Here is a 20,746-nt window from a genome sequence, read left to right on the forward strand (position 1 = left end):
CATGATTGAAACCCGCACACTGACCCTTGATCAGATCGAAGACCTCGCATTCCGCGCCCTTGTCGCTGCGGGCACGTCCCAGGCCAATGCCCGCCCGCTGGCCATCGCAACAGCGGCCACCGAAGCGGATGGCGTGGCCAGCCACGGTCTGGCCTATATCCCGATCTATTGCGAACATGTTCAATGCGGGAAAGTCGACGGATCAGCCCAACCTGAACTGTCGCGCCCGCGCCCTGGTGTTATCACTGTGGATGCAGCAACTGGCTTCGCCCATACCGCCATCGATATGGGTTTCGAAGCCCTCATCCCGGCGGCACGGGAACAGGGTATCGCTGCACTGTCCATTCGCAACAGCTATAACTGCGGCGTTCTCGGCTATCACACGTACAGGCTGGCGCAGGCTGGATTGGTTGGGCTGGGTTTCACAAATGCACCGGCCTCAATCGCCCCGTCGGGCGGTGCAAAGCCCGTGGTCGGCACCAACCCGTTTTCAATCGCAGCCCCCGGCGCAGACGGTCAACCCGCCCTGCTTATCGACCAAAGCGCCAGCACAATTGCTAAAAGCGAAGTCATGAAACATGCGCGCGAGGGGAAGGCGATCCCGGTTGGCTGGGCGCTGGACGCGGACGGAAACCCAACCACCGATCCCAACGTTGGCCTCAAGGGGTCAATGGCACCGTCAGGCGGATACAAGGGCGTCGGCGTTGCCTTGCTGACCGAGATCATGGCCGCGGCCCTCACCGGAGCGACCCTTGGCCTGAATGCATCACCGTTCTCGGGCACTGCTGGTGGGCCACCAAAGACCGGACAGTTCTTTATCGCAATTGACCCGACAGTGACCTCCGGCGACGCTTTTGCAGCAGGGATCAGCGAACTGGTCGAGGCGATCCGCGCGCAAAACGGCGCGCATCTTCCCGGGGACGGTCGCCTTGGCAAACGTATTCAGGCGGGCACCGAAGGCGTCGCCGTGAATGCTGCGACGTTGGACAAGATCGAGGCGATCCTGAACTGACGCGTTCCTTTGCACACCGGCATCGCTGACGCATTGGCGGTGCCGAACGGGTCCCCAGGCACCTAAGAGGCCGCGACCAAGTTCGTCGTTTGCCTGACGACGCATTCCAACTCGCAACAAAGTCTGAAATGTTCCGGGCTGTCCGACGTGATGTAGTCGGTAAACCTCTCACCAGCTAAAGTTCCGATTTTTTCAGCCGGGATACGAATCGTCGTCAGACCCGGTTCAACATCTGCCGAGCCTTTGAAATCCCCAATACCGATAATTGACAGGTCTTCAGGAACGCGCAAACCAAGCTTTTGGGCTGCGAACAAGGCCCCCTGCGCGATAACGTCATTGCCGCACAGCAAGGCCGTTGGGCGCGATTGAGTCGTCAACAAGATCAAAGCTGCTTGCTTGGCCTGAGAGACACTGTAGGGCGCTTGGGTTTCATGGTCATCCGGAACCGATATGCCCTGTTTGTCCAACGCGTTATGCACCGCTGAAAGCCTGTGCTGAGCCCGATCATTGCCATGGGTTTCGGGAAAGATCAGCCCGATGTCACGGTGTCCCATCGCCAGAAGATGTTCGGTTGCCAGACGCCCCGCCAACCGGTTGTCTGCACCAACACAGGGGAGGACGGAGTCCTGCGAATAGTTCCAGATTGCCAGCGCTGGTATTTTTTGCTGTTTGATCAACCTTGTCGTGGCTTCTGAATGCTCCAACCCAACCAGCGCCACCCCGTCCACGCGATGTTCCAGAAACTTTCGGACCATCGCGTATTCGCGATCCAAATCATAACCGTGTGACGCCAGCAAGAGACTGAACCCGGCCTTGTCGATTGAATCCGAAAAGGCCTGAATAACTTCGGCGAAAATGGCGTGATTGATGGTGGGCACAACCAGACCGATGGTTCCCGACCGTTTTCCATGCATCGTTTGGGCGGCACGGTTGCGGATGTACCCCAATCGCTGCACCGCCTTGTTGATCTTCTTCCGAGTCGCGGGGCTGACCAGATCGGGGTGATTGAAAGTGCGTGAAACAGTTGACGGTGATACTTTTGCGGCCTTTGCAACGGCCACAATATCCACCTTACCTTTTTGAAAAATAGCCATAAATTTCCCCCTCCCGGTCGAATTTATGAAAACATTTGCAATACTATTTTCATCGCCTAACCTATTTTGTCAACAAAAGTAAAAGTGCGAACCGACGGGTTGGGAGGCCCTGAATGGAATTCATTTATTACTTCGGAGAAGTGTTCACGCCACTGTCGTTTCTGTTGCTCTTGGGCGGCACGGTTGGCGGCTTGATCTTGGGCGCAACGCCGGGCTTGTCCCCAACCATGGCGGTTGCCCTACTGATCCCGTTCACGTTCCAGCTTGAAGCCGCGCAGGGGCTGATCCTGCTGGGGGCCGCCTACACCTCGACCGTTGCCGGTGGCGCTGTCAGCGCCATTCTGCTGAAGATCCCCGGTGCTCCGGCCAATATCGCCACCACTCTGGACGGTCACACGATGGCCAAGCAGGGTCAGGGCGCCCGAGCATTGCAGCTGTCCTTTCTGGCCTCAGCCGTCGGAGGTATATTCGGCGTGCTGTTGCTGATCTTCCTGACCCCGGTTCTGGCGAAGTGGGCGCTGGCGTTCGGACCGTCGCACCTGTTCTGGCTGGCCATTCTCGGCGTGACGGTCATCGGCACGCTTGATTCCGCCTCGGTCGTCAAGGGGTTGCTTTCGGGCTGTATCGGTTTGTGGCTGGCCACCATCGGATTCGACGACATCATGGGTGCACAGCGCTTCATCTTTCACCCCGCATTGGGTGGCGGCATCAATATCATTGCCGCACTGATCGGCCTGTTCGCGATCCCTCAGGTTCTGACGATGTTCGCCAAGGGCCGCCACAATACCGGTGCCGAGGTGATCGAAGTGCAGCGCCATTCGATTACAGCAGCCTTCAAAGAACTGTTCAGCCGCACCCGCGCGCTGAGTATCGGGACGCTGACAGGTTCAATCATCGGTTTGATCCCGGGTGTCGGTGGGCAGATCGCGGGCCTCGTCGCTTATGATCAGACCAAAAAGTTCTCGGCCGAGAAAGACAAGTTCGGCACCGGCCATTCCGAGGGCGTTATCGCTGCGGAATCTGCCAACAATGCCATGGTCGGCCCCTCGCTTGTACCACTGCTGACCCTGTCGATCCCCGGCAGCCCGACCGCTGCCGTGCTGTTGGGTGGATTGCTGATCCACGGAATTTTCCCGGGTTCGGATCTGTTCGACAATCACCCCGATGTCGCCTGGACCTTCATCAACTCGATGCTGATCGGGCAGGTTCTGATGTGCATCTTCGGCCTTTACGTCGCTGGTCTCGCGGCACGTGTCGCCCAAGTTCCGCAGTCTGTCATGGCAGCCATCGTTCTGGCGCTGTCCGTCTTCGGTGCTTACTCAGTTCAAGGCTCGATGGGCGATGTCTATGTCATGGCATGTCTCGGCATCGGCATGTTCTTTCTGGAACGCTTCGGCTTTTCGGCTGCACCGTTGGTATTGGGCCTGATCCTTGGACCCATCGCCGAGGCCAACTTTATTCAGGGCGGGATGATCGCTGACGCGACCGACGGCAAGGCTTCGTACTTCCTGACAGGTGGATTGAACCTGTTCCTGATCGCCGTGGTGCTGGCTTCGATCGCCTACTCGGTCTGGATGGAACTGCGCAGCCGCCGTTACACCACCAAAGAGGAGGCGCAGGCATGAACCGCTCTCAACACGTATTCGGGTCAGGTCTGGTTTTTGCTGTCGGGCTTTGGGTGGCATGGGTCAGCTATACCCAGCAACCGGCCGAGGCATTCCTGTTCCCACGTCTGATCGCGACCGTCTTTGTGGTTCTGGCCGGATGGACCTTTGGCAAAGCGGTCATGGGTATGTCCAAAGTCGGCAACGGTGTGACGCGCACAATGTTTGTCAACATGCTGCCGGGTCTGGCTATTACACTGATCTATGTGTTCTGGGCAGCGAAAACGCTGGGTTTCTATACTGCTACAACCATCGCCTTTTTCATCCTGCTGTCGATCTACGACCCCGCGCCACACTCTGAGGCTAAATCCTGGATCAAACGCGGGATCATCACGGGCGTCTTTGTGGCGGTGATGTATGGGCTCTTTGCCATGCTTCTGAACGTCTACACACCAAGAGAAATTCTGTTCTGACCGCGCAGCCGCGTGGGTGAACCAATTCAGGGAGGAAACGCAAAATGAAACGATTGATTGCAGGGGCAGCAATGGCTCTGACGGGCCTGACAGGTGCCGCATTGGCCGAGGAATACCCCGAACGCCCAATCATGATGATGGTCAGCTATGGGGCTGGTGGAGCGACCGACTTTCAGGCGCGTATCGTCACCATGACCTCCGGAAACGAGGATGCGCTGGGAATGCCCATCGCCATTATCAACAAGCCTGGCGCGGGTGGCCGCGTTGGCTGGAACTGGTTCGCCACGCAGGCTGACCCGGACGGGTATACTCTGGCCGCATACAACGTGCCGCATTTCATTGCTCAGTCGATCAAGGGTGGCGTCGAGTATTCAACCGACAGCTTTGAACCCATCGCAAACTGGGGCGCAGACCCGGCCGTGTTCGTCGTTGGTGCCGACAGCGAGTTTAACTCGATGGAAGATGTAGTTGCCTATGCCAAGGAAAACCCCGGCAAGCTGACAGTTTCTGGCGCGGGTCTGTTCGTCGGCCACCATATCGCGGCCCTGCAGATCGACAAGGCAGCCGGAACCAAGATGGCCTACATCCCGACAAAGGGTGGCGGAGCAGCGGCTATGAAGGCCGTGATCGCCGGTGAAGTCATGGGCGGCATCAACAACTTGTCCGACGCCTTCCGCGCGCAAGAGGCGGGCAATGTGAAAATTTTGGGCGTTGCTGATCTGGAGCGCAACGCGTTCCTGCCGGATGTTCCGACGATGAAGGAACAGGGGCTGGACGTGGATAATTCGTCGGTCAATTTCCGCGGCGTGATGGTGCCCAAGGGAACACCGCCCGAGGTGATCGAAAAGCTGGCCGCGACCGTGCCCGAGATGTTCGCCAACTCCCGCGTTACCAAGAAGATGGAAGCGGGCGGCTCGCCCATGCACATCATGACGCGTGACGAAGTGATTGAGATGTGGGCGCAACGCCAACAGACGCTGAACGAACTGCTTGCTGGCCTCTGAATGACCCCGACCGGGGCGGATCAGGTCTGCCCCGGGTAACACATTGAGGATGAACATGAACGCTCCGAATGACATAGCCCCCGAGATCGCCGAAGTGGACCGGATCGTGGCGCGTGCCCGCAAGGCACAGGCCGCCTATGAGGCTGCAGGCAGTCAGGCGCTTTATGACAAGGCGGCGCTGGCGGCAGGTTGGGCAATCATGGAACCTGCGCGTAACAAGGCACTGGCGGAACTGGCGGTAGAAACCACCGGGCTTGGCAACGTCCCCGACAAGATCACCAAGAACCACCGCAAGACGCTGGGTCTGCTGCGCGACATTGCAGACGCAAAGACCTTCGGCGTCATTAGCGACGATCCGCAGACCGGCATCACTGAAATCGCCCGCCCTATCGGTGTGATTGGCGCAGTGGTGCCGTCTACCAATCCCGCCGCGACGCCGGCAAACAACATCATCAACGCCCTGAAAGGTGGCAACGCAATCGTTGTCGCTCCCTCGCCCAAGGGTGTGGCATCCTGCCAGATGCTGCTGAGTTTCATACACGCTGAATTCGACAAGTTGGGGCTGGATCGGGATCTGGTCCAGATGATCCCCGCCCCCGGCTCGAAGGCTAAAACACAGCGGCTGATGGAAACTTCTGACCGGGTGATCTGCACCGGCAGTCAGAATAACGTTCACCGCGCGCAATCCTGCGGCACGCCTGCCGTTGCGGTTGGTGCCGGCAACGTCACCGTTATCGTGGATGAAACCGCCGATCTGGCTGCTGCCGCTGGCAAGATCACGGCCTCGAAATGCTTTGATAACGCAACCTCGTGCTCATCCGAAAACGCAGTCGTCGTTGTAGATGCGGTCTATGATGACTTTGTCACAGCAATGGCAGCCGAAGGTGGCGCACTGGTTCCGGCTTCGGATGAAGCGGGTATCGTCGCGCGACTTTGGCCGGATGGGCATCTCAACCGCTCGGCCATCGCGCAGGATGCCGACAAGATGCTCGACGCCTTGGGGATGGCATGCAAAGTCCCCGAAGGAACGAAGTTTCTGGCGGTCGAGACCGACGGGATCGGCCCGGATCATCCCTTGTCGGGGGAAAAGCTCAGCAGAGTTCTGGCGCTGTATCGGGCGTCCAATTACGAGGACGCCAAATCTATCGCATCGCGCATACTGGCTTATCAAGGGGCTGGACACTCGGTCGGCATTCATACAGCTGACGATGCGCGCGCCGTTGAGTTGGGCCGCGAGTTGCCCACCTGCCGGGTAGTCGTTAACCAGGCACATACATTTGCCACTGGCGGCAGCTTCAACAACGGAATGCCCTTTTCGCTTTCGATGGGGTGCGGCAGTTGGGGCGGCAATTCGATCGACACCAACCTGCACTGGCGGCACTTCGTGCAGACGACCAAGATCGTGCGTGAAATCCCACCGCATGAGCCCGAACTCAAAGACGTTTTCGGCGCGTATTGGAGGGAGGTCGGCCAATGATCGAACCGCCCAAAGGAACCGTCCGCGATTGGTTAGACATAAGGGCCGATCAGGGCGGCACCGGATTCGTTTTCCCCGATGGGGCGCAGGATCTGAGTTGGGAGGAACTGCGCAGCTCCGCCCGCAGCGTCGCAAGCATGTTGACTGGACTGGGTGTCGGGAAAGGGGAAAGCATCGCCCTGCTCTACCCAAATTGCCGCGAAGCGCTTATCGCTCTGTTTGGGGTTCTGTACGGCGGCTTCCGGGCAACCATGATCAACCTTGTCGCTGGCGACAGTGCGGTAACTTACGCCCTGGAGCACAGTGGTGCACGTTATGGTTTTGTGCACCCCGACCAGCTGGATTTGTTTACACGGACGGCCGATCCCGAGGCGATAACTCCACTACAGATTACCGATGCCCGAGGTGCCGTCGCCGAACTTTGTGACCTTGCGCCCGAAGACCACGCTTTGCTCATGTACACGTCCGGCACGACCGGACGCCCCAAGGGCGTGGTCCACACGCATTCCAGCCTGCTGGCAGGAGGATGGACCACAACCGTTGCCCATGAGCTTACAGAAAAGGACCGCGGATTTTGCGTTTTGCCGATCTACCACATCAACGGGCTTTGCGTCACGGTGATGGGAACACTGGTTTCGGGCGGTTCTCTGGCGATGTGCGAACGATTTTCGGCCAGCCGCTTCTGGGGCAATCTTGAGAAGACTGAGGCGACGTGGTTTTCGGTCGTGCCTACCATCATTTCGCACCTATTACACTCGGACACCAATCCAAGCGCCAACACCTGCCAGCGGTTGCGGTTCGGCCGGTCCGCCTCGTCCGCGCTTGCACCTGATGTTCAGCGCGCCTTTGAAGAGCGGTTCGAAGTACCAATCATCGAAACCATGGGGCTAACGGAAACCGCTGCGCAGATTCTGTCCAACCCCTTGCCCCCCGGCGTGCGAAAGATCGGATCGCCTGGTATTGCCTACGGAAATGAAGCGGCAATCTTTGATGCAAACCTTCAACCCGTCGTGCATGGAACTGAAGGCGAGCTGGTCATACGTGGCCCGAATGTAATGCTGGAATACCTCAAAGACCCCGATGCGACGGCGGGCACGTTTTCTAAGGATGGTTGGCTTCGAACCGGAGATCTGGCGCGCATGGACGAGGATGGATACGTCTATGTCACTGGCAGATTAAAAGAGCTGATCATAAAGGGCGGAGAGAACATCGCCCCGCGTGAGATTGACGAAGCCCTTTATTCCCATCCCGACGTCGTCGAGGCCGCAGCATTCGCACGGCCCTGCAAAAGCTACGGCGAAACCGTCGAGGCGGCTGTCAAAATTCGCGAAGGTTCTGACCTGACCCCCCTCGCCCTGTTGGAGATTTGTGAGACAAAACTCGGCCGGTTCAAATCCCCGGACGAGGTTCACATTTTGCTGGATTTGCCGAAAGGACCATCGGGAAAAATCCAACGGAACCGAATACTCGAGATCGTCGACGGGCAAAGCTAAGCGTCAGCGGGAAATGTGACCGCTGACGCGTTGTCGGCACCACCTCGGTGGAACGAACCGGCTAGGTCTTGCGCCGCTTCGGCACCGCGTCACCGCCCCTGCCCGATTTCGCGGCCGCTGCGCGTGCTCGGTTTTTCTTGCTGCTCGGCTTACCCTTCGGTGGTGGAGGGCCCTTTGCCGCCTTGCCGCCGGGTTTTGGCTTGCCGTCCTTGCCTGTTGCCGGGCTTGGTTTACGGGGTTTCGCCTTTGCGCTCTTTGCACTGAACGCCCCCTCCGTCTTGTCTTCGCGCGCTGTGGCCGAGGGCGTCCGACGCACCCCAGATGTGGGTTCGTCTAACCGGGTTGGCTTGGCCCGTTTTCCCATGGGCTTGCTGGTTTCAGGCTGTGGCTTTTCTTTACGAGGTTCCGGGGCACCACCATGATCAGAACGGAGCGTACGTGCTTTGCGAGGGTGCGGCTTGCCCTTGGGCCCGCGCCCAGCTTTTGGACGTTCAAATGCCGGAACGTCTGGCGCGCCGTCCAATTGGACAAGCTCCTTAGAGCCTTCAATCATCATCTCAGCGCCCACGGCTACTAAAAACCCCGAAACGCTGGATTCTCGGATTTCAACGTAAGAAACATCATCGGCAATCCGAATTGCGCCAATGTCGTCCTTTGTCAAATTGCCCGCTTTACAGATCATCGGCAGCAAATGACGAGGCGAGGCATTTTGATTGCGACCCTCAGACAGCGAAAACCAGACGCTGGGACCAAAGGCAGCGCGCGGCTTGGGACGCTCCGCGTTGACGGGCGCCAATTCTTCCGGCGCTGAATGGCGCAATTTGTACTGGCGCAAGTATGCCGCGGCGATTTGCTCGGGGGTGAACTCTTCGACAAGGTGCTGAACAGCCGCCTGTTCGCTTTCGGTGATCTCAGCCTGCCAGTCATCCGAGGCGAACATGCGTGCCTGATCCCGCTCGTTCACTTCATCAGCCGACGGGGCCGCGCCCCAATCGGCGGTGAGCTTTGCGAACTTCAGAATGCGTTCCGCCTTTTTCCGCGATGACGGCTCGACCACCAGCGCGCTGACGCCCTTTCTCCCGGCACGACCAGTGCGCCCGGACCGGTGCAAGAGGGTTTCGTGGCTGTTGGGCAATTCGGCGTGAACCACCAGATCAAGGTTCGGCAGATCAATCCCGCGCGCTGCGACATCCGTTGCCACGCATACCCTGGCCCGCCCATCGCGCATGGACTGCAACGCGTTGGACCGTTCGCTTTGGGTCAGTTCGCCGGACAATGCCACGACCGAAAAGCCGCGATTGGAAAGGCGCGTCGTCAAGCGCGACACCATTGCACGGGTGTTGCAAAAGACAATTGCGTTAGGGGCCTCATAGTACCGCAGCACATTGATGATTGCGGTTTCCCCATCGCGTGGCGCCACCATCATGGCGCGGTATTCGATATCAGCGTGCTGGGTTTGTTCGCTGACTGTGCTCACCCGCTCGGCATCACGCTGATACCGGGTTGCAAGATTGGCGATGGCGCGCGGTACGGTCGCAGAGAAAAGCAGAGTCTGTCGTTCCGCCGGGGTTTCATCCAGAATGAACTCCAGATCCTCACGAAAGCCCAGGTCCAGCATTTCATCGGCTTCGTCCAGAACCACGGCGCGGATCGCGGTCAGGTCAATTGAGCCTCGCATGATATGGTCGCGCAGCCGGCCGGGCGTTGCGACGACAATATGCGCACCACGTGCCAGCGCACGGCGTTCATCGCGCATGTCCATACCACCAACGCAAGACGCCAGAAATGCGCCCGCATCAGAGTACAACCAGCCCAGTTCACGCTTGACCTGCAACGCCAGCTCGCGCGTTGGTGCAACAACCAGCGCCAGCGGTGCGCCGGATGCACCGAATGTCTCTTCGTCGGCCAGCAACCGGGACGCAATTGCCAGCCCGAACCCGACGGTCTTTCCCGATCCGGTCTGCGCCGACACCAGCATATCGCGCCCTTCCAGTTCGGGCTGTGTCACAGCCTGCTGGACTTGTGTCAAAGTATCGTACCCCTTGCGGGCAAGCGCATCTGCGATAGTCTGTTTCACGGTGGTGTTCTTTGTATCGGCCTGGTGATACGGGCTCAGCGGTATTGCGATCAGCGCATCATCCAAAGTTAAAGACCGCGTCATACCGGGACTTTGATGCAAAGTATAGCAGGGTCTTTGCCATCGCAGCGAAAATTGCGAACCGAAAGAACAACAGTTCTGTCCACGCAGCGGCTTGGCACTTGATCCTCCCCCATCGAAATGGCCCGCCGTCATGAACAGGAAAACCGACGAGCCACATGGCTAGCATAGGCTAGCCATTTTTCAACCACAGCTCACGTCCATTCGACAGCAAACTAGGAAACAGCAAAGCTTCCGCAAAGCTCTGCTTCAGAATATTCTTTATTCGAAAAAGTGGTGCCCGGGGGCGGAATCGAACCACCGACACGAGGATTTTCAATCCACTGCTCTACCCCTGAGCTACCCGGGCATGGGAACGACTTTTGTCGTTGGGTGGAGGCCTTCTATGACTTGCCAAAGGCAGTGTCCAGAGGCTTTTTGAGATTTTTTTAATGCGGACGTCTTTGCTCGGTTTCTCCCTCGGAAACCTCGGCTTCCATCTCCTCTTCCCTCTGAGACGGAACGGCGTACGAGCCGTTCAGCCACTTTGCCAGATCAATATCTGCGCACCGTTTGGAACAGAACGGTCGAAACTTTTTCATAGTGTGGTCACCACAGATAGGGCAGCTCATTTCAGCACCTCAGCCAAGGGGATACGGCCGCGTTTGCGTTGCAGTTCGTAATGGCCAAGTGGGGTCCAGCCTGCGAGGGTGGTCTCGATGGAATCAGCTTTGAAAGCGGCGCGTAAAGCGGCCTCGAAACCGCGGCGATCTTTTTTGGGCATCGGAGCCAGATCCAAGGTGATTTGCCCGCCGAGACCACGTACACGCAAGGCTCGGGTCAACGCCTTGGCGCAAGCAAAGTTAGCCTTGGTTCCAGCGGCCAGTGACGTATCAGACCCGGTGTTTACGTCCACGGCGACCAATGCTCGGGTCGGCTGAATATACAGGTGCGCTCCACCGGCCAGGGGCTCGGATATCCCGCGTGCGACGTCCAGTGCATCCAGAACACCATGCGTTTCGAAACAGCCAGACTGTGTCACAACCTCCGCCGGATCGGCCCAATCACGCCAGGCCAGAACGTGGGGTCCATCGCCTTCCAGCAGCAGTTCGGGCTCGGTTCCCGGATCGTTCAGAACCTGATCCGCATGGGCGAGCATCGTGCCAATATCCTCGGCAATTTCAGCCGCGTCTTCGCCTGCACAGCACGACCGTAAGATCAGGCCATAATCGCTACCTTCCATGCTCTCATGAGCTATCTCAAGAAGGCGATCGCGTTCGTCCTCATCACGGATCGAGCGTGAGATATTCAGCCCGGGCGCATCAGGCGTGATGATCGCATAGCGGCTTTTGAACAGAATGCGGTCGGTCACTGGCAGCGCCTTGCCGGGTTCGGCATAGCCCGTCACCTGAACCAGCATCTGGGCACCCGGCGCAAGGCCTTTGACCTGCCGCAGAAAGGCCGGACCGTCTGGTGTGGTCAGGAACATGCCGCCCTGCCCTTTGACCGGCCGATCTGCCCGCGCGCGGTAGATGGTGCCGGGCGCCGGGGCGTCCGCTGCGATCAGGAAGTCGTCCAGTTGACCGTCGACCATAAGGGCCGCGGCTTCGCGGTTTTCGATGTGGTCCAGAACGATAGTACGACCCTTCATGATGCCTCACGATACAGGGGATAGCCGATGCCTTGCAAAAGGGCGGCGGTTTCAGACAGGGGCAGGCCCACGATGCCCGTAAACGAGCCCGAAATCCAAGGGATGAAAGCCCCGGCCGGGCCTTGAATGGCATAAGCGCCCGCTTTGCCCTGCCAATCTCCAGTCGCCAGATAGGCGTTGATTTCGACATCCGACAGGCGCTTGACCTTGACCTGAGAAACCACGTCACGTTGCAGCACTTTGTCACCGCGCCGCACAGCGACCGAGGTGATGACACGGTGCCGCCGACCCGACAGGGCATGCAGGAATTCTGCAGCCTGTCCTGCATTTTCCGGCTTACCTAAAATGCGTCGACCCAACGCCACGGTAGTATCTGCGCACAGGGTGACGTCGTTACTATCGGCCTGAACCGCCTGCACTTTTGAGCGCGTTATGCGATTGCAGTAGGGAACCGGAAGTTCGCCCTTCATAGGCGTTTCATCGATGTCGGGTGCGCGGATTGCATCGGGCTGCACGCCAAGCTGAGCCAGCAGGTCCAGCCGCCTTGGGCTGCCCGATCCTAAGATAAACGCCATTGCGGCAGGCGTTACTTGAAGCGGTAGTTGATCCGACCCTTGGTCAGATCATAAGGGGTCATCTCGACCTGAACCTTGTCGCCGGCCAGAACACGGATGCGGTTCTTACGCATCTTGCCTGCCGTATGTGCGATGATCTCATGGCCGTTTTCCAGCTCGACCCGAAACGTCGCATTAGGCAGGAGTTCCTTCACGACACCGGGAAATTCGAGCGTATCTTCCTTGGCCATGTTGTCTCCATCATTACATTGCACCCGCAGAATCTGCGGGGATGTGGGCTTAAATGAGCCCATTTCAGCCTTATTTCAAGGGCAGAATCACCTAAAGAGCAGATATTGTGACCGAATCAACCCGGGGCGACTGCTCATCCCAATGGGTTCGATTGAGGACATTGCCATCCGTGCGAACCTCGGCGATGGCCGATAGGTCTATATCTGCATAGGTCCATCCGGGCTGATTCAGGGCACCTTCGGCCAGCACTCCGGTCGCTGGAAAGCCTTTGTCCGGTGGGCCGAAAACGCCGCCGGTGCCGGTATTCATGTCCACAGCCTCGGACCAGTCGTTGTTGCCAACCAAGGACGACATCACTGTAACACATTGATTTTCCAACGATCTGGACATCGCCCCGATACGTACACGCCAATAGCCTGACAGCGCCTCGGTGCAGGATGGAACCAGGATGATATCCGCATCGCTAAGCGCACGCCCCAGCAAAGGAAATTCACTATCGTAACAGATCAGCACACCAATTTTGCCCAGCGCGGTATCGAACAGCTTTAGGGGGCCGCCCGAGGCGATGTCCCAATCCTCGCGTTCAAACCGGGTCATGATCTGTTTGTCCTGATGGTCCTGTTTTCCGTCGGGGGCATACAAAACAGTACGGTTCACCGGTCGGCCGGGACCATCCACAACCGGAGCCGATGCGCCCAGAATGTATGTGTTATACGTCTGCGCAAGTCGGGCATGCAGGGTTTGTACATCTTCCATTCGGTCCGAGACCGCACGGATCGATCGCTCCAAATCGCCAGCAACGTCGAGACCATCAAGGGTCGACAGCTCCATCGCGCCGTATTCTGGAAAGACCAGGAAATCAGCCCCGCGCCCGGCGGCCTCAGAGACCCATCGATCCAGCTTGTCCTCATACTGCGCCCAGCTGTCGAGCCAGTCGAGGTCGTAGGCGGCGGTGGCGACTTTCATCAACGACATCCTCATTCAGTCGAATCTGCAGGACCATAGGCAAGGATGCCGAGCACTGTACAGCGTAATTCAGCCCGCAGTTGTCGGGTCGATAATAGTTGTGACCTCGGTAATTGTATTGGCAGGAAAACCACTGAGCTCCGCATGTTTCAGGATCGCATCCTCATCTTCGGCGAGATAGATGCAAAACGTCTTGTCACCGGTGACATAGGAGTGTTCCCACTGAACACCGGGTATCTGCGCCAAGGCCTCATTCGATTTTACCGAAGCACCACCCAACTCTTCACCGGTCATACCACCAATTCCGGGCAAATCGCGTTCAATCACGTATCGTTTCATCTTCGACTCCCCCACTGAAAGCCCCACAGTACCATAAAACTGCGGAATTCTCAGCGATCCGGAGTTACAGATCCCTGATCCAGAACTGCAACGGCTTTGCAGTCTCGTGCTTGTCGCCAATGTCCTTCCAGGAAAACTGTGCGATCACACCGGGCAGCGGCCCATAACCCCGGGCCCGCCAGAATGCGTCCAAGAGGCGATAGCTTTCTGGCCGCATCGGGTGATCAGCGGAGCGTTGCACCCCGCAAAAGGCGCATTTGGTGAAGCCCAGGCTGCGGGCATGGGCTTCACGCAGGTCAAAGAACTTGTGACCAACACCCTGCCCCCGATAGTCCGACAAAAGGACGGACTCGGCGCAGTAGAAGATTTCGGTCAGGTCGAGGCCCGACCCCGCAAAAGCCGCCGCGAAATCGTCAGCGTGATCTGTCAGCGGAGCCCCGGTTGAGGCCCCGACCAGCCGGTCGCCGTCAAAGGCACCGACCACGATCGCCTTGTCGCTGTCGCGGTAAGATTGCAGGTATTTTCGCTCGTATTCGAGATCGCCGTCATACAGATACGGCCACGCATGAAACACCTTGATCCGCAGGCGGGCGACATCATCCAGCGCATCCGCCAGCGCCGCGCCGGTCAGGGCGCGGACATCGGTGACCTCAGCCATTGGAGACCTGTTTGGTCCAGTCTGCAAGGTTGTAAAACGTTGTGACGCGAGTGATCTTGCCGTCCTTCAGGTCAAAGAACGACCCCGCGGGTAGGCGATAATTCTGACCATGCGCTACGGGCAACCCCTCATCCGTTTCCAGATAGGTGCCGTTCACGACAAATTCCGCTGCCGCACGGGTGCCCTCTTCGGCCTCGAATACAACGATATCGGTCAGGTTTTCCTTGTAGCACCGGTTCATGTGGGCGCAGAACGCTGCGAACTTGTCCTTGCCGGTGCGGATCTGCCCCTCGTTCACGTGGTGCGCCACGTCGTCGGACAGGCAGGCCAGCATGCCGTCGACGTCGCCGGCGTTGAAGGCCTCAAAATAGGTTTTGACGGTCTGGTTCATGATCACTCCGTAGGTTCGCCCCAGCTGTCTTTCAGATGCTGTATGATCTGATCGCGGGTCTGTCGGTAGTGAGTTAGCTTGTCCTGGCGGTTCTCGCCCAGTCCAGTAGGGTCCATTATTGGCCAATAATCGACATCCAGGTGAAAAATCCGCGTCAGTTCAAGCGCCCGGCGCTGGCTTGCCGGGGACAGCGCAACGATCAGGTCGAACGAGCTGAGGTCATCACCCCATTCCTGCATCTCGTCAAACGAGCGCGAACGGTGGCGGGACAGTTCAACGCCGACCTCGTGGCAGACCGCGATACAAAAGCCATCAATCTCAAGGTCGTTGCGGACACCGGCAGATTGCACATAGGTGCCGGTGCCATAGAACTTCTTCATCAGGCCCTCGGCCATAGGGGACCGAACCGCGTTGTGGTCGCAACAGAACAGGACCGACTGCGGCAAAGGCTTCACGCGTCAGCCCCCGAAATGCAGCACGCAGATCAGCGTGAACAGACGGCGGGCAGTGTCGGTGTCAATTTCAGCCTTACCTTCAAGACGTTCCTGTAGAACTCGGCTACCTTCGTTGTGGATACCACGACGGGCCATGTCGATGGTTTCGATCTGGCTGGGCGGCAGTGTCTTCACTGCGTTGAAATAGCTTTCGCAGATCTGGAAATAGTCTTTGACGACCTGGCGGAACGGGCCCAGCGACAGATGGAACTCGGCCGCTTTCTCCTCGGCCTCTGTGGCGACGTCAAAGACCAGCCGTTTGTCGCGGATCGACAGCTGCACATGGTAGGGTCCATCGGGCACAACACGATCATCGCGTACCGGCAGCGCAAAGCTGTTTTCCTCAAGCAGGTCATAGATCGCAACCTTCCGCTCCTGCTCGATCTCGGGGGTCGGCGGAGGCAGGTTTCGGTCGTCCAGTTCTATATGCGAAATACGAGTCATGAGTGTGGTCCGTTCAGGTCGGGACAGACCTAGCGCAACACGCCGGCAGGAGCAACGCGCAGATCAAGGACCTTTGCGGGAAATCATCCGTTGAGGCGTTTAAGACGCGCCGTCACAGAAAGACCATGCGCTTCAAGGCTTTCGGATTGGGCCAGTTTCTCGGCTGCGGGACCAATGGCGCGCAGCGCCTCGGGTGTCATCTGGCTGAGCGTTGTGCGCTTAAGGAAGTCCATCACGCTGAGGCCCGAAGAGAACCGCGCCGAACGCGCAGTGGGCAGCACATGGTTCGGGCCGCCCACATAATCGCCGATGGCCTCTGGCGTGTACTGCCCCAGAAATATCGCACCTGCGTGAATTGTTTTCCGGCTAAGCGCCACCGGGTCGGCCACGCACAGCTCCAGATGCTCGGGCGCAATGCGGTTGGACAAAGCGGCAGCCTCGTCCAGATCGCGAACGGTGATGATGGCGCCGAAATCGCGCCAGCTGGCCCCGGCAATGGTACGACGCTGCAGGGTTTCCAGTCTTTTGTCCACGGCCTGGGCGACAGCGTCACCAAATGCGGTATCATCGGTGATCAAAATCGACTGCGCGCTTTCGTCATGCTCGGCCTGACTGAGCAGATCCAGCGCGATCCAGTCGGGATCATTGTCCTTATCGGCGATGACCAGAATTTCGGACGGACCGGCAATCATGTCGATGCCAACCTTTCCGAATACGCGGCGTTTGGCAGCAGCCACAAAGGCGTTTCCGGGCCCGGTAATCTTGTCGACCGGCGCGATGCTCTCGGTCCCATAGGCCAGTGCCGCAATCGCCTGCGCACCACCAATGCGATAGATCGTATCGACCCCGGACAGCTGCGCTGCCAACAGAACCAGCGGGTTCACCTGACCATCCGGCGTAGGCACGGCAATGGCCAGTCGCTCAACACCTGCCACCTTGGCCGGAATTGCGTTCATAAGCACGGACGACGGATAAGATGCCAGCCCGCCTGGCACATAGAGACCGGCGGCCGACACGGCAGACCAACGCCAGCCGAGCGTTGCACCGGACGAGTCTGTCCACTCGTGATCCTCTGGAATCTGCTTTTCGTGGTAGACACGGATGCGTTCAGCCGCCAATTTCAGCGCGGCCTTATCTTCGGCCGGGACCTGCCCCACAGCATCGGCGATCTCTTCGGCGCTGAAGGCAAGCGTATCTGGCGTTAGCTCCAGCCGGTCGAACTTGGCGGTCAGCTCAATCACCGCCGCGTCGCCACGTGCCCGCACATCTTCGATTATCCGCGCGACAACCGCATCCACATCCGGGCTGTCCTCGCGCTTGGCGGACAGCAGAGCCTTGAAGGCTGTTTCAAATTCGGGCGACGTCGTGTCGAGGAAGACGGGCATGTTCTGGCACTCCGGGGCGTTTGGACGGACATATCGCCCGGATGGGCTGGCCTCAACCCTCAGTCCTGCAGGTGCAGCGATTTGCGCATGCTCAGACAGGACAAGTCGTTGCGCTGACTACACCCGCCCGTGGCTTGCCAGCCATTTCGCGCGTAGAATCCCTGCGCTGTTCGGGTGGCCTCAAGCCGCCCCTCAGCGCACCCCGCGTCGATAAGCTCTTGTTCAAGCCGTTGCAACAAAACGCGCCCTATACCGAAACCCGTGTGATCGGGATCAATGTATAAAAGCGTGATTTCTCCGGTCTCGATCAGCCCACCAACAGCAGCGGGCTGCCCACGGTGTTCGACCACCCAGATTTGCGCCCCGGCCTGAATCCAGCCACGGATCGTCGCCGGATCCTTGTTCGCGGTCCACTGCGCAATGATCTTGGGATCATCCCGATGGTCTGCCCCACAAAGCTCGGTAATCGACCGGATGAGAACGCGGCTAAGGTCGAAAACGTCGAATACGGTCGCGCGGCGAATCTCAAGGCCCGCAGAAGGCCCCGAGAAGGCCTGAGATATTCCACGCTTATTCCGGATGGTGCGGCGCCTGACCCGACGGGGCCTGGTATGGCCGGGTCACATCTTTGAGGGTGGCATCCAGCGCCTCGACCGACAAACGGATTGCTCCGTCGCCCGCCAAGGTCAGCATGATCTGTCCCGCGCCGTCGTCACCTGCTTCGAAATCCACCGACAGCAGCGACATCACCATGTCCTTGTCGCCCCGATCGACGCCCTGACTGGCCACAGACAAAACCGAGTTGAAGACCAGAACCGATTGCACCCGTTCGAATGGCCGGTCACGCCGCGCAGCAGCGTCTTTGTCTTCCCATCGAAACCGGTTCAAGAGCAGGCCAAACCGACGCTCGGACGGACGCCATGTCATCTCGGTGATCGGAAACACCGCGTCCTGGGTCAGAGTCGAGATCACCTGAAGATCATCGGCATCCTCGGCGCCCAGATTCAGCGGGGCTTCGCGCCCGTCTTCAAAACTTGCGTCTGTCATTGGCCCTTGATCCGTTCAATCTTTGCGCCCACGCCTTCCAGCTTGCGCACCACATGTTCATATCCGCGGTCCAGATGATAGACCCGGCTGACCGTTGTTTCGCCTTCGGCTGCCATGCCAGCCAGAATCAACGAAACCGAGGCCCGCAAGTCGGTCGCCATCACCGGCGCGCCCTTCAGGCCTTCTACCCCGGTCACAGTCGCCGTACCACCGTGCACTTCGATATTCGCGCCCATGCGCACCAGTTCGGGGGCATGCATGAAGCGATTCTCGAAAATGCGTTCTTCCAGTACCGAGGTGCCTTCAGCCGTGCACATCAGCGCCATCATTTGCGCCTGCAGGTCCGTCGGGAAGCCGGGGAATGGTTCGGTCACGACATCTACTGCGCGTACGCGGCCATTCTTGCGAGCAACCTTCAGGCCGTTTTCGGTTTCTTGGACATTCACTCCCGCCGCATCCAATTTGGCTGCGAAGGATTCGACCAGCGACATCCGACCACCCAGCAGTTCGACCTCGCCGCCGCACATCGCAGGGGCCAGCATATAGGTGCCCAGTTCGATCCGATCCGTCACAACCTGATGAGTCGCACCATGCAGTCGGTCGACGCCTTGAATTTCGATGATCGAAGTCCCCTCGCCCGATATCTGCGCACCCATCTTGCGCAGACACTCGACCAGATCGACGATCTCAGGCTCGCGCGCGGCGTTTTTCAAAACCGTGGTGCCTTTGGCCAACGTGGCGGCCATGACGATGTTTTCGGTAGCCCCGACCGAAGCAAAGCGCATTTCGTGCACCGCACCTTTCAATCCACCAGGGGCCTTGGCGTGCAGATAACCGTCCTCGAGTTCGATCTCGGCGCCCAGCGCCTCAAGCCCTTCGACATGCAGGTCCATCGGCCGCGCGCCGATCGCGCACCCACCGGGCAACGACACGACGGCTTCTCCGAACCGGGCCAGCAACGGACCGAGCACCAAATTCGAGGCGCGCATCTTACGCACGATCTCGTAATCCGCTGTGTGGCTGGTCAGATCATGGCTGGACATCGCCAACACCTGCCCATCCTGCAGCGAGGACACCTCGGCCCCCAGCGATTGTAAAAGCGCGGTCATCGTCTTGATGTCACTCAACCTAGGCGCATTGGTCAGCGTCAGCGGTTCTTCGCTCAGCAATGTCGCGGGCATAAGCGTCAGGCATGCGTTCTTGGCCCCCGCAATCGGTATCTGACCGTTCAGCGGCCCGTTGCCCGTCACCAGAATCGAATCCATCTGCTCTTATCCCTCGTCCTTTTCGGTCTTGTCCTCGGACGCCGCCCGCGCCTTGGCCTGCGCCTTGCGCCGCGCCATATTAGCCTTTAGCGCGGCCTTCAGCCGTTCTTCGCGCGCATCCCCGGATTTACCGTGTTTTTTGGGTGAATTTTTGTCTGCCATTGTCTTTCTCTACAGGAGACGAAAAAAACCGTCCAGACACCCTTGCGCCCCGTTTCGTTTGAGTCTAATCACCCGCCCACAGCGCTGCTGTAGCTCAGAGGTAGAGCACTCCCTTGGTAAGGGAGAGGTCGAGAGTTCAATTCTCTCCAGCAGCACCACTCTTTCCAAGTAAAAACAATAAGTTGGGTGCAAGCGGCTCGAAATTTGACCGCGTAACCCGCAGAAACTTGCAGGAACAAACCGTGCATTTCTGAAAGGTTTCGTACAAATCCCGTACAAGCCGTAACAGATGTTCGCGGTATACCCTTGTGGAAATCCGGCGAGAAGCAATGGCACTACTGGCGATCCCGGAAGGACCAACCGAAACGGTTGATTTCAAAGGCTTACGCCAAAACTAGACACTTTCACCACTCTATATTTATCAATGACTTACAGTGCGCGATGTCTAGGTTTTAGTACTTTACCGAGTCTATTTCGGGCCACCCCGGCAGCTTTTCCGGCGCAGGGACGTCATGGCGTTCCAACCATTCTTTGATCGCGGCCCAATGGTCCTGAGGCTTCGCGGTGTACCTGCGGGAATGCAGATCCGCCATCGTCCGCTGCAACTGCGGATACCACTGGATCTTGAGCTTGAGGCCGTGGGCCTTCGCCCAAACGCGCAGAGCGGCTTCCCAATCCGTCACTGGACGGGCTTCAAGTTCTTTGTGTAGGTCGAACGGGATTCGGTTGGGCCATTTAGTCATGGAATTGATATGCGGCAGAGACGGGCGCATGACAACAATCAGAAACTGCGAAAATCCTCTTTGTGAAGGAATCCTTGAAAAGGGAAGCCGCACCCCTTAGA

At 58.5% G+C, this 20,746-nt stretch carries 24 protein-coding genes and 2 tRNA genes; 7 read left to right on the plus strand and 19 right to left on the minus strand.

Annotated elements, in window-relative coordinates:
• The first annotated feature begins 1 nt into the window (after position 1).
• Positions 2 to 1,012: an Ldh family oxidoreductase gene (locus MHN28_RS14180; RefSeq protein ID WP_239342206.1), complete on the plus strand. Its 1,011-nt coding sequence runs from the start codon at positions 2 to 4 to the stop codon at positions 1,010 to 1,012.
• 62 nt (positions 1,013 to 1,074) lie between these two features.
• On the opposite strand, the gene MHN28_RS14185 is transcribed toward MHN28_RS14180, so the two are convergent.
• Positions 1,075 to 2,106 carry a LacI family DNA-binding transcriptional regulator gene (locus tag MHN28_RS14185; protein WP_239342223.1) on the minus strand — a complete coding sequence of 344 codons (1,032 nt, stop codon included), beginning with the start codon at positions 2,104 to 2,106 and terminating at the stop codon, positions 1,075 to 1,077.
• 113 nt (positions 2,107 to 2,219) lie between these two features.
• On the opposite strand from MHN28_RS14185, the gene MHN28_RS14190 reads away from it, so the two are divergent.
• Genes MHN28_RS14190 through MHN28_RS14210 form a run of 5 tightly spaced genes read left to right on the plus strand, consistent with a single transcriptional unit; the run spans position 2,220 to position 8,157 of the window.
• Positions 2,220 to 3,731 carry a tripartite tricarboxylate transporter permease gene (locus MHN28_RS14190; RefSeq protein WP_239342225.1) on the plus strand — a complete coding sequence of 504 codons (1,512 nt, stop codon included), beginning with the start codon at positions 2,220 to 2,222 and terminating at the stop codon, positions 3,729 to 3,731.
• On the plus strand, positions 3,728 to 4,183 hold the full coding sequence (locus MHN28_RS14195; protein ID WP_239342237.1) for a tripartite tricarboxylate transporter TctB family protein: 456 nt from the start codon (positions 3,728 to 3,730) through the stop codon (positions 4,181 to 4,183). Before MHN28_RS14190 ends, MHN28_RS14195 begins: the two co-directional genes overlap by 4 nt.
• Before the next feature lie 44 nt (positions 4,184 to 4,227).
• Entirely contained in the window at positions 4,228 to 5,187 is a 960-nt protein-coding gene (locus MHN28_RS14200) for a tripartite tricarboxylate transporter substrate binding protein (RefSeq protein WP_239342239.1), read from the plus strand.
• A 55-nt stretch (positions 5,188 to 5,242) separates the two neighbouring features.
• On the plus strand, positions 5,243 to 6,664 hold the full coding sequence (locus MHN28_RS14205; RefSeq protein WP_239342241.1) for an aldehyde dehydrogenase family protein: 1,422 nt from the start codon (positions 5,243 to 5,245) through the stop codon (positions 6,662 to 6,664).
• Complete coding sequence (locus tag MHN28_RS14210; protein ID WP_239342262.1) at positions 6,661 to 8,157, plus strand: AMP-binding protein; 1,497 nt, start codon at positions 6,661 to 6,663, stop codon at positions 8,155 to 8,157. Before MHN28_RS14205 ends, MHN28_RS14210 begins: the two co-directional genes overlap by 4 nt.
• Before the next feature lie 61 nt (positions 8,158 to 8,218).
• Here MHN28_RS14210 and MHN28_RS14215 read toward each other — a convergent pair whose 3' ends face one another.
• The 17 genes from MHN28_RS14215 to MHN28_RS14295 form a co-directional block, all read right to left on the minus strand.
• Complete coding sequence (locus MHN28_RS14215) at positions 8,219 to 10,234, minus strand: DEAD/DEAH box helicase (protein WP_239343066.1); 2,016 nt, start codon at positions 10,232 to 10,234, stop codon at positions 8,219 to 8,221.
• A 355-nt stretch (positions 10,235 to 10,589) separates the two neighbouring features.
• Positions 10,590 to 10,664: transfer RNA gene (locus tag MHN28_RS14220), tRNA-Phe, on the minus strand.
• Between the two features lie 79 nt (positions 10,665 to 10,743).
• Positions 10,744 to 10,926, minus strand: a complete 183-nt coding sequence (locus MHN28_RS14225) for a DNA gyrase inhibitor YacG (RefSeq protein WP_239342265.1) — start codon at positions 10,924 to 10,926, stop codon at positions 10,744 to 10,746.
• Entirely contained in the window at positions 10,923 to 11,945 is a 1,023-nt protein-coding gene (locus MHN28_RS14230; protein ID WP_239342268.1) for a ribonuclease E/G, read from the minus strand. The genes MHN28_RS14225 and MHN28_RS14230 overlap by 4 nt, the downstream gene beginning before the upstream one ends.
• Entirely contained in the window at positions 11,942 to 12,520 is a 579-nt protein-coding gene (locus MHN28_RS14235; protein WP_239342271.1) for a nucleoside triphosphate pyrophosphatase, read from the minus strand. The genes MHN28_RS14230 and MHN28_RS14235 overlap by 4 nt, the downstream gene beginning before the upstream one ends.
• An 11-nt stretch (positions 12,521 to 12,531) precedes the next feature.
• The gene (infA, locus tag MHN28_RS14240; protein ID WP_005978431.1) at positions 12,532 to 12,750 is read right to left on the minus strand and encodes a translation initiation factor IF-1; all 219 of its coding nucleotides are present in this window, start codon (positions 12,748 to 12,750) and stop codon (positions 12,532 to 12,534) included.
• Positions 12,751 to 12,841: 91 nt separating this feature from the next.
• Positions 12,842 to 13,717 carry a carbon-nitrogen hydrolase family protein gene (locus MHN28_RS14245; RefSeq protein ID WP_239342293.1) on the minus strand — a complete coding sequence of 292 codons (876 nt, stop codon included), beginning with the start codon at positions 13,715 to 13,717 and terminating at the stop codon, positions 12,842 to 12,844.
• 69 nt (positions 13,718 to 13,786) lie between these two features.
• A complete protein-coding gene (locus MHN28_RS14250) occupies positions 13,787 to 14,056 on the minus strand; it encodes a DUF4242 domain-containing protein (RefSeq protein ID WP_239342296.1) in 270 nt (89 codons plus the stop codon).
• A gap of 64 nt (positions 14,057 to 14,120) precedes the next feature.
• Positions 14,121 to 14,714, minus strand: a complete 594-nt coding sequence (locus tag MHN28_RS14255) for a GNAT family N-acetyltransferase (protein WP_239342299.1) — start codon at positions 14,712 to 14,714, stop codon at positions 14,121 to 14,123.
• Positions 14,707 to 15,105, minus strand: a complete 399-nt coding sequence (locus MHN28_RS14260) for a ketosteroid isomerase-related protein (protein ID WP_239342318.1) — start codon at positions 15,103 to 15,105, stop codon at positions 14,707 to 14,709. Before MHN28_RS14260 ends, MHN28_RS14255 begins: the two co-directional genes overlap by 8 nt.
• A gap of 2 nt (positions 15,106 to 15,107) precedes the next feature.
• Positions 15,108 to 15,560 carry a low molecular weight phosphatase family protein gene (locus tag MHN28_RS14265; protein WP_239342339.1) on the minus strand — a complete coding sequence of 151 codons (453 nt, stop codon included), beginning with the start codon at positions 15,558 to 15,560 and terminating at the stop codon, positions 15,108 to 15,110.
• Between the two features lie 3 nt (positions 15,561 to 15,563).
• On the minus strand, positions 15,564 to 16,043 hold the full coding sequence (locus tag MHN28_RS14270) for a UPF0262 family protein (RefSeq protein WP_239342342.1): 480 nt from the start codon (positions 16,041 to 16,043) through the stop codon (positions 15,564 to 15,566).
• Between the two features lie 83 nt (positions 16,044 to 16,126).
• Positions 16,127 to 17,428 (minus strand): histidinol dehydrogenase, encoded by a 1,302-nt coding sequence (hisD, locus tag MHN28_RS14275; protein ID WP_239342345.1) that lies wholly within the window; start codon positions 17,426 to 17,428, stop codon positions 16,127 to 16,129.
• 59 nt (positions 17,429 to 17,487) lie between these two features.
• A complete protein-coding gene (locus MHN28_RS25030; RefSeq protein WP_370645726.1) occupies positions 17,488 to 18,009 on the minus strand; it encodes a GNAT family N-acetyltransferase in 522 nt (173 codons plus the stop codon).
• Positions 17,999 to 18,475 (minus strand): DUF2948 family protein, encoded by a 477-nt coding sequence (locus MHN28_RS14285; RefSeq protein WP_239342351.1) that lies wholly within the window; start codon positions 18,473 to 18,475, stop codon positions 17,999 to 18,001. The genes MHN28_RS25030 and MHN28_RS14285 overlap by 11 nt, the downstream gene beginning before the upstream one ends.
• Entirely contained in the window at positions 18,472 to 19,740 is a 1,269-nt protein-coding gene (murA, locus tag MHN28_RS14290) for a UDP-N-acetylglucosamine 1-carboxyvinyltransferase (RefSeq protein WP_239342420.1), read from the minus strand. Before murA ends, MHN28_RS14285 begins: the two co-directional genes overlap by 4 nt.
• 6 nt (positions 19,741 to 19,746) lie before the next feature.
• Entirely contained in the window at positions 19,747 to 19,902 is a 156-nt protein-coding gene (locus MHN28_RS14295) for a hypothetical protein (protein ID WP_239342423.1), read from the minus strand.
• Positions 19,903 to 19,985: 83 nt separating this feature from the next.
• Here MHN28_RS14295 and MHN28_RS14300 point away from each other — a divergent pair.
• A tRNA-Thr gene (locus MHN28_RS14300) sits at positions 19,986 to 20,060 on the plus strand.
• 294 nt (positions 20,061 to 20,354) lie between these two features.
• Here MHN28_RS14300 and MHN28_RS14305 read toward each other — a convergent pair.
• Entirely contained in the window at positions 20,355 to 20,645 is a 291-nt protein-coding gene (locus MHN28_RS14305) for a hypothetical protein (protein WP_239342426.1), read from the minus strand.
• Positions 20,646 to 20,746 lie beyond the last annotated feature (101 nt).

The organism is Ruegeria sp. Ofav3-42 (assembly GCF_022347725.1).
GTDB lineage: Bacteria > Pseudomonadota > Alphaproteobacteria > Rhodobacterales > Rhodobacteraceae > Ruegeria.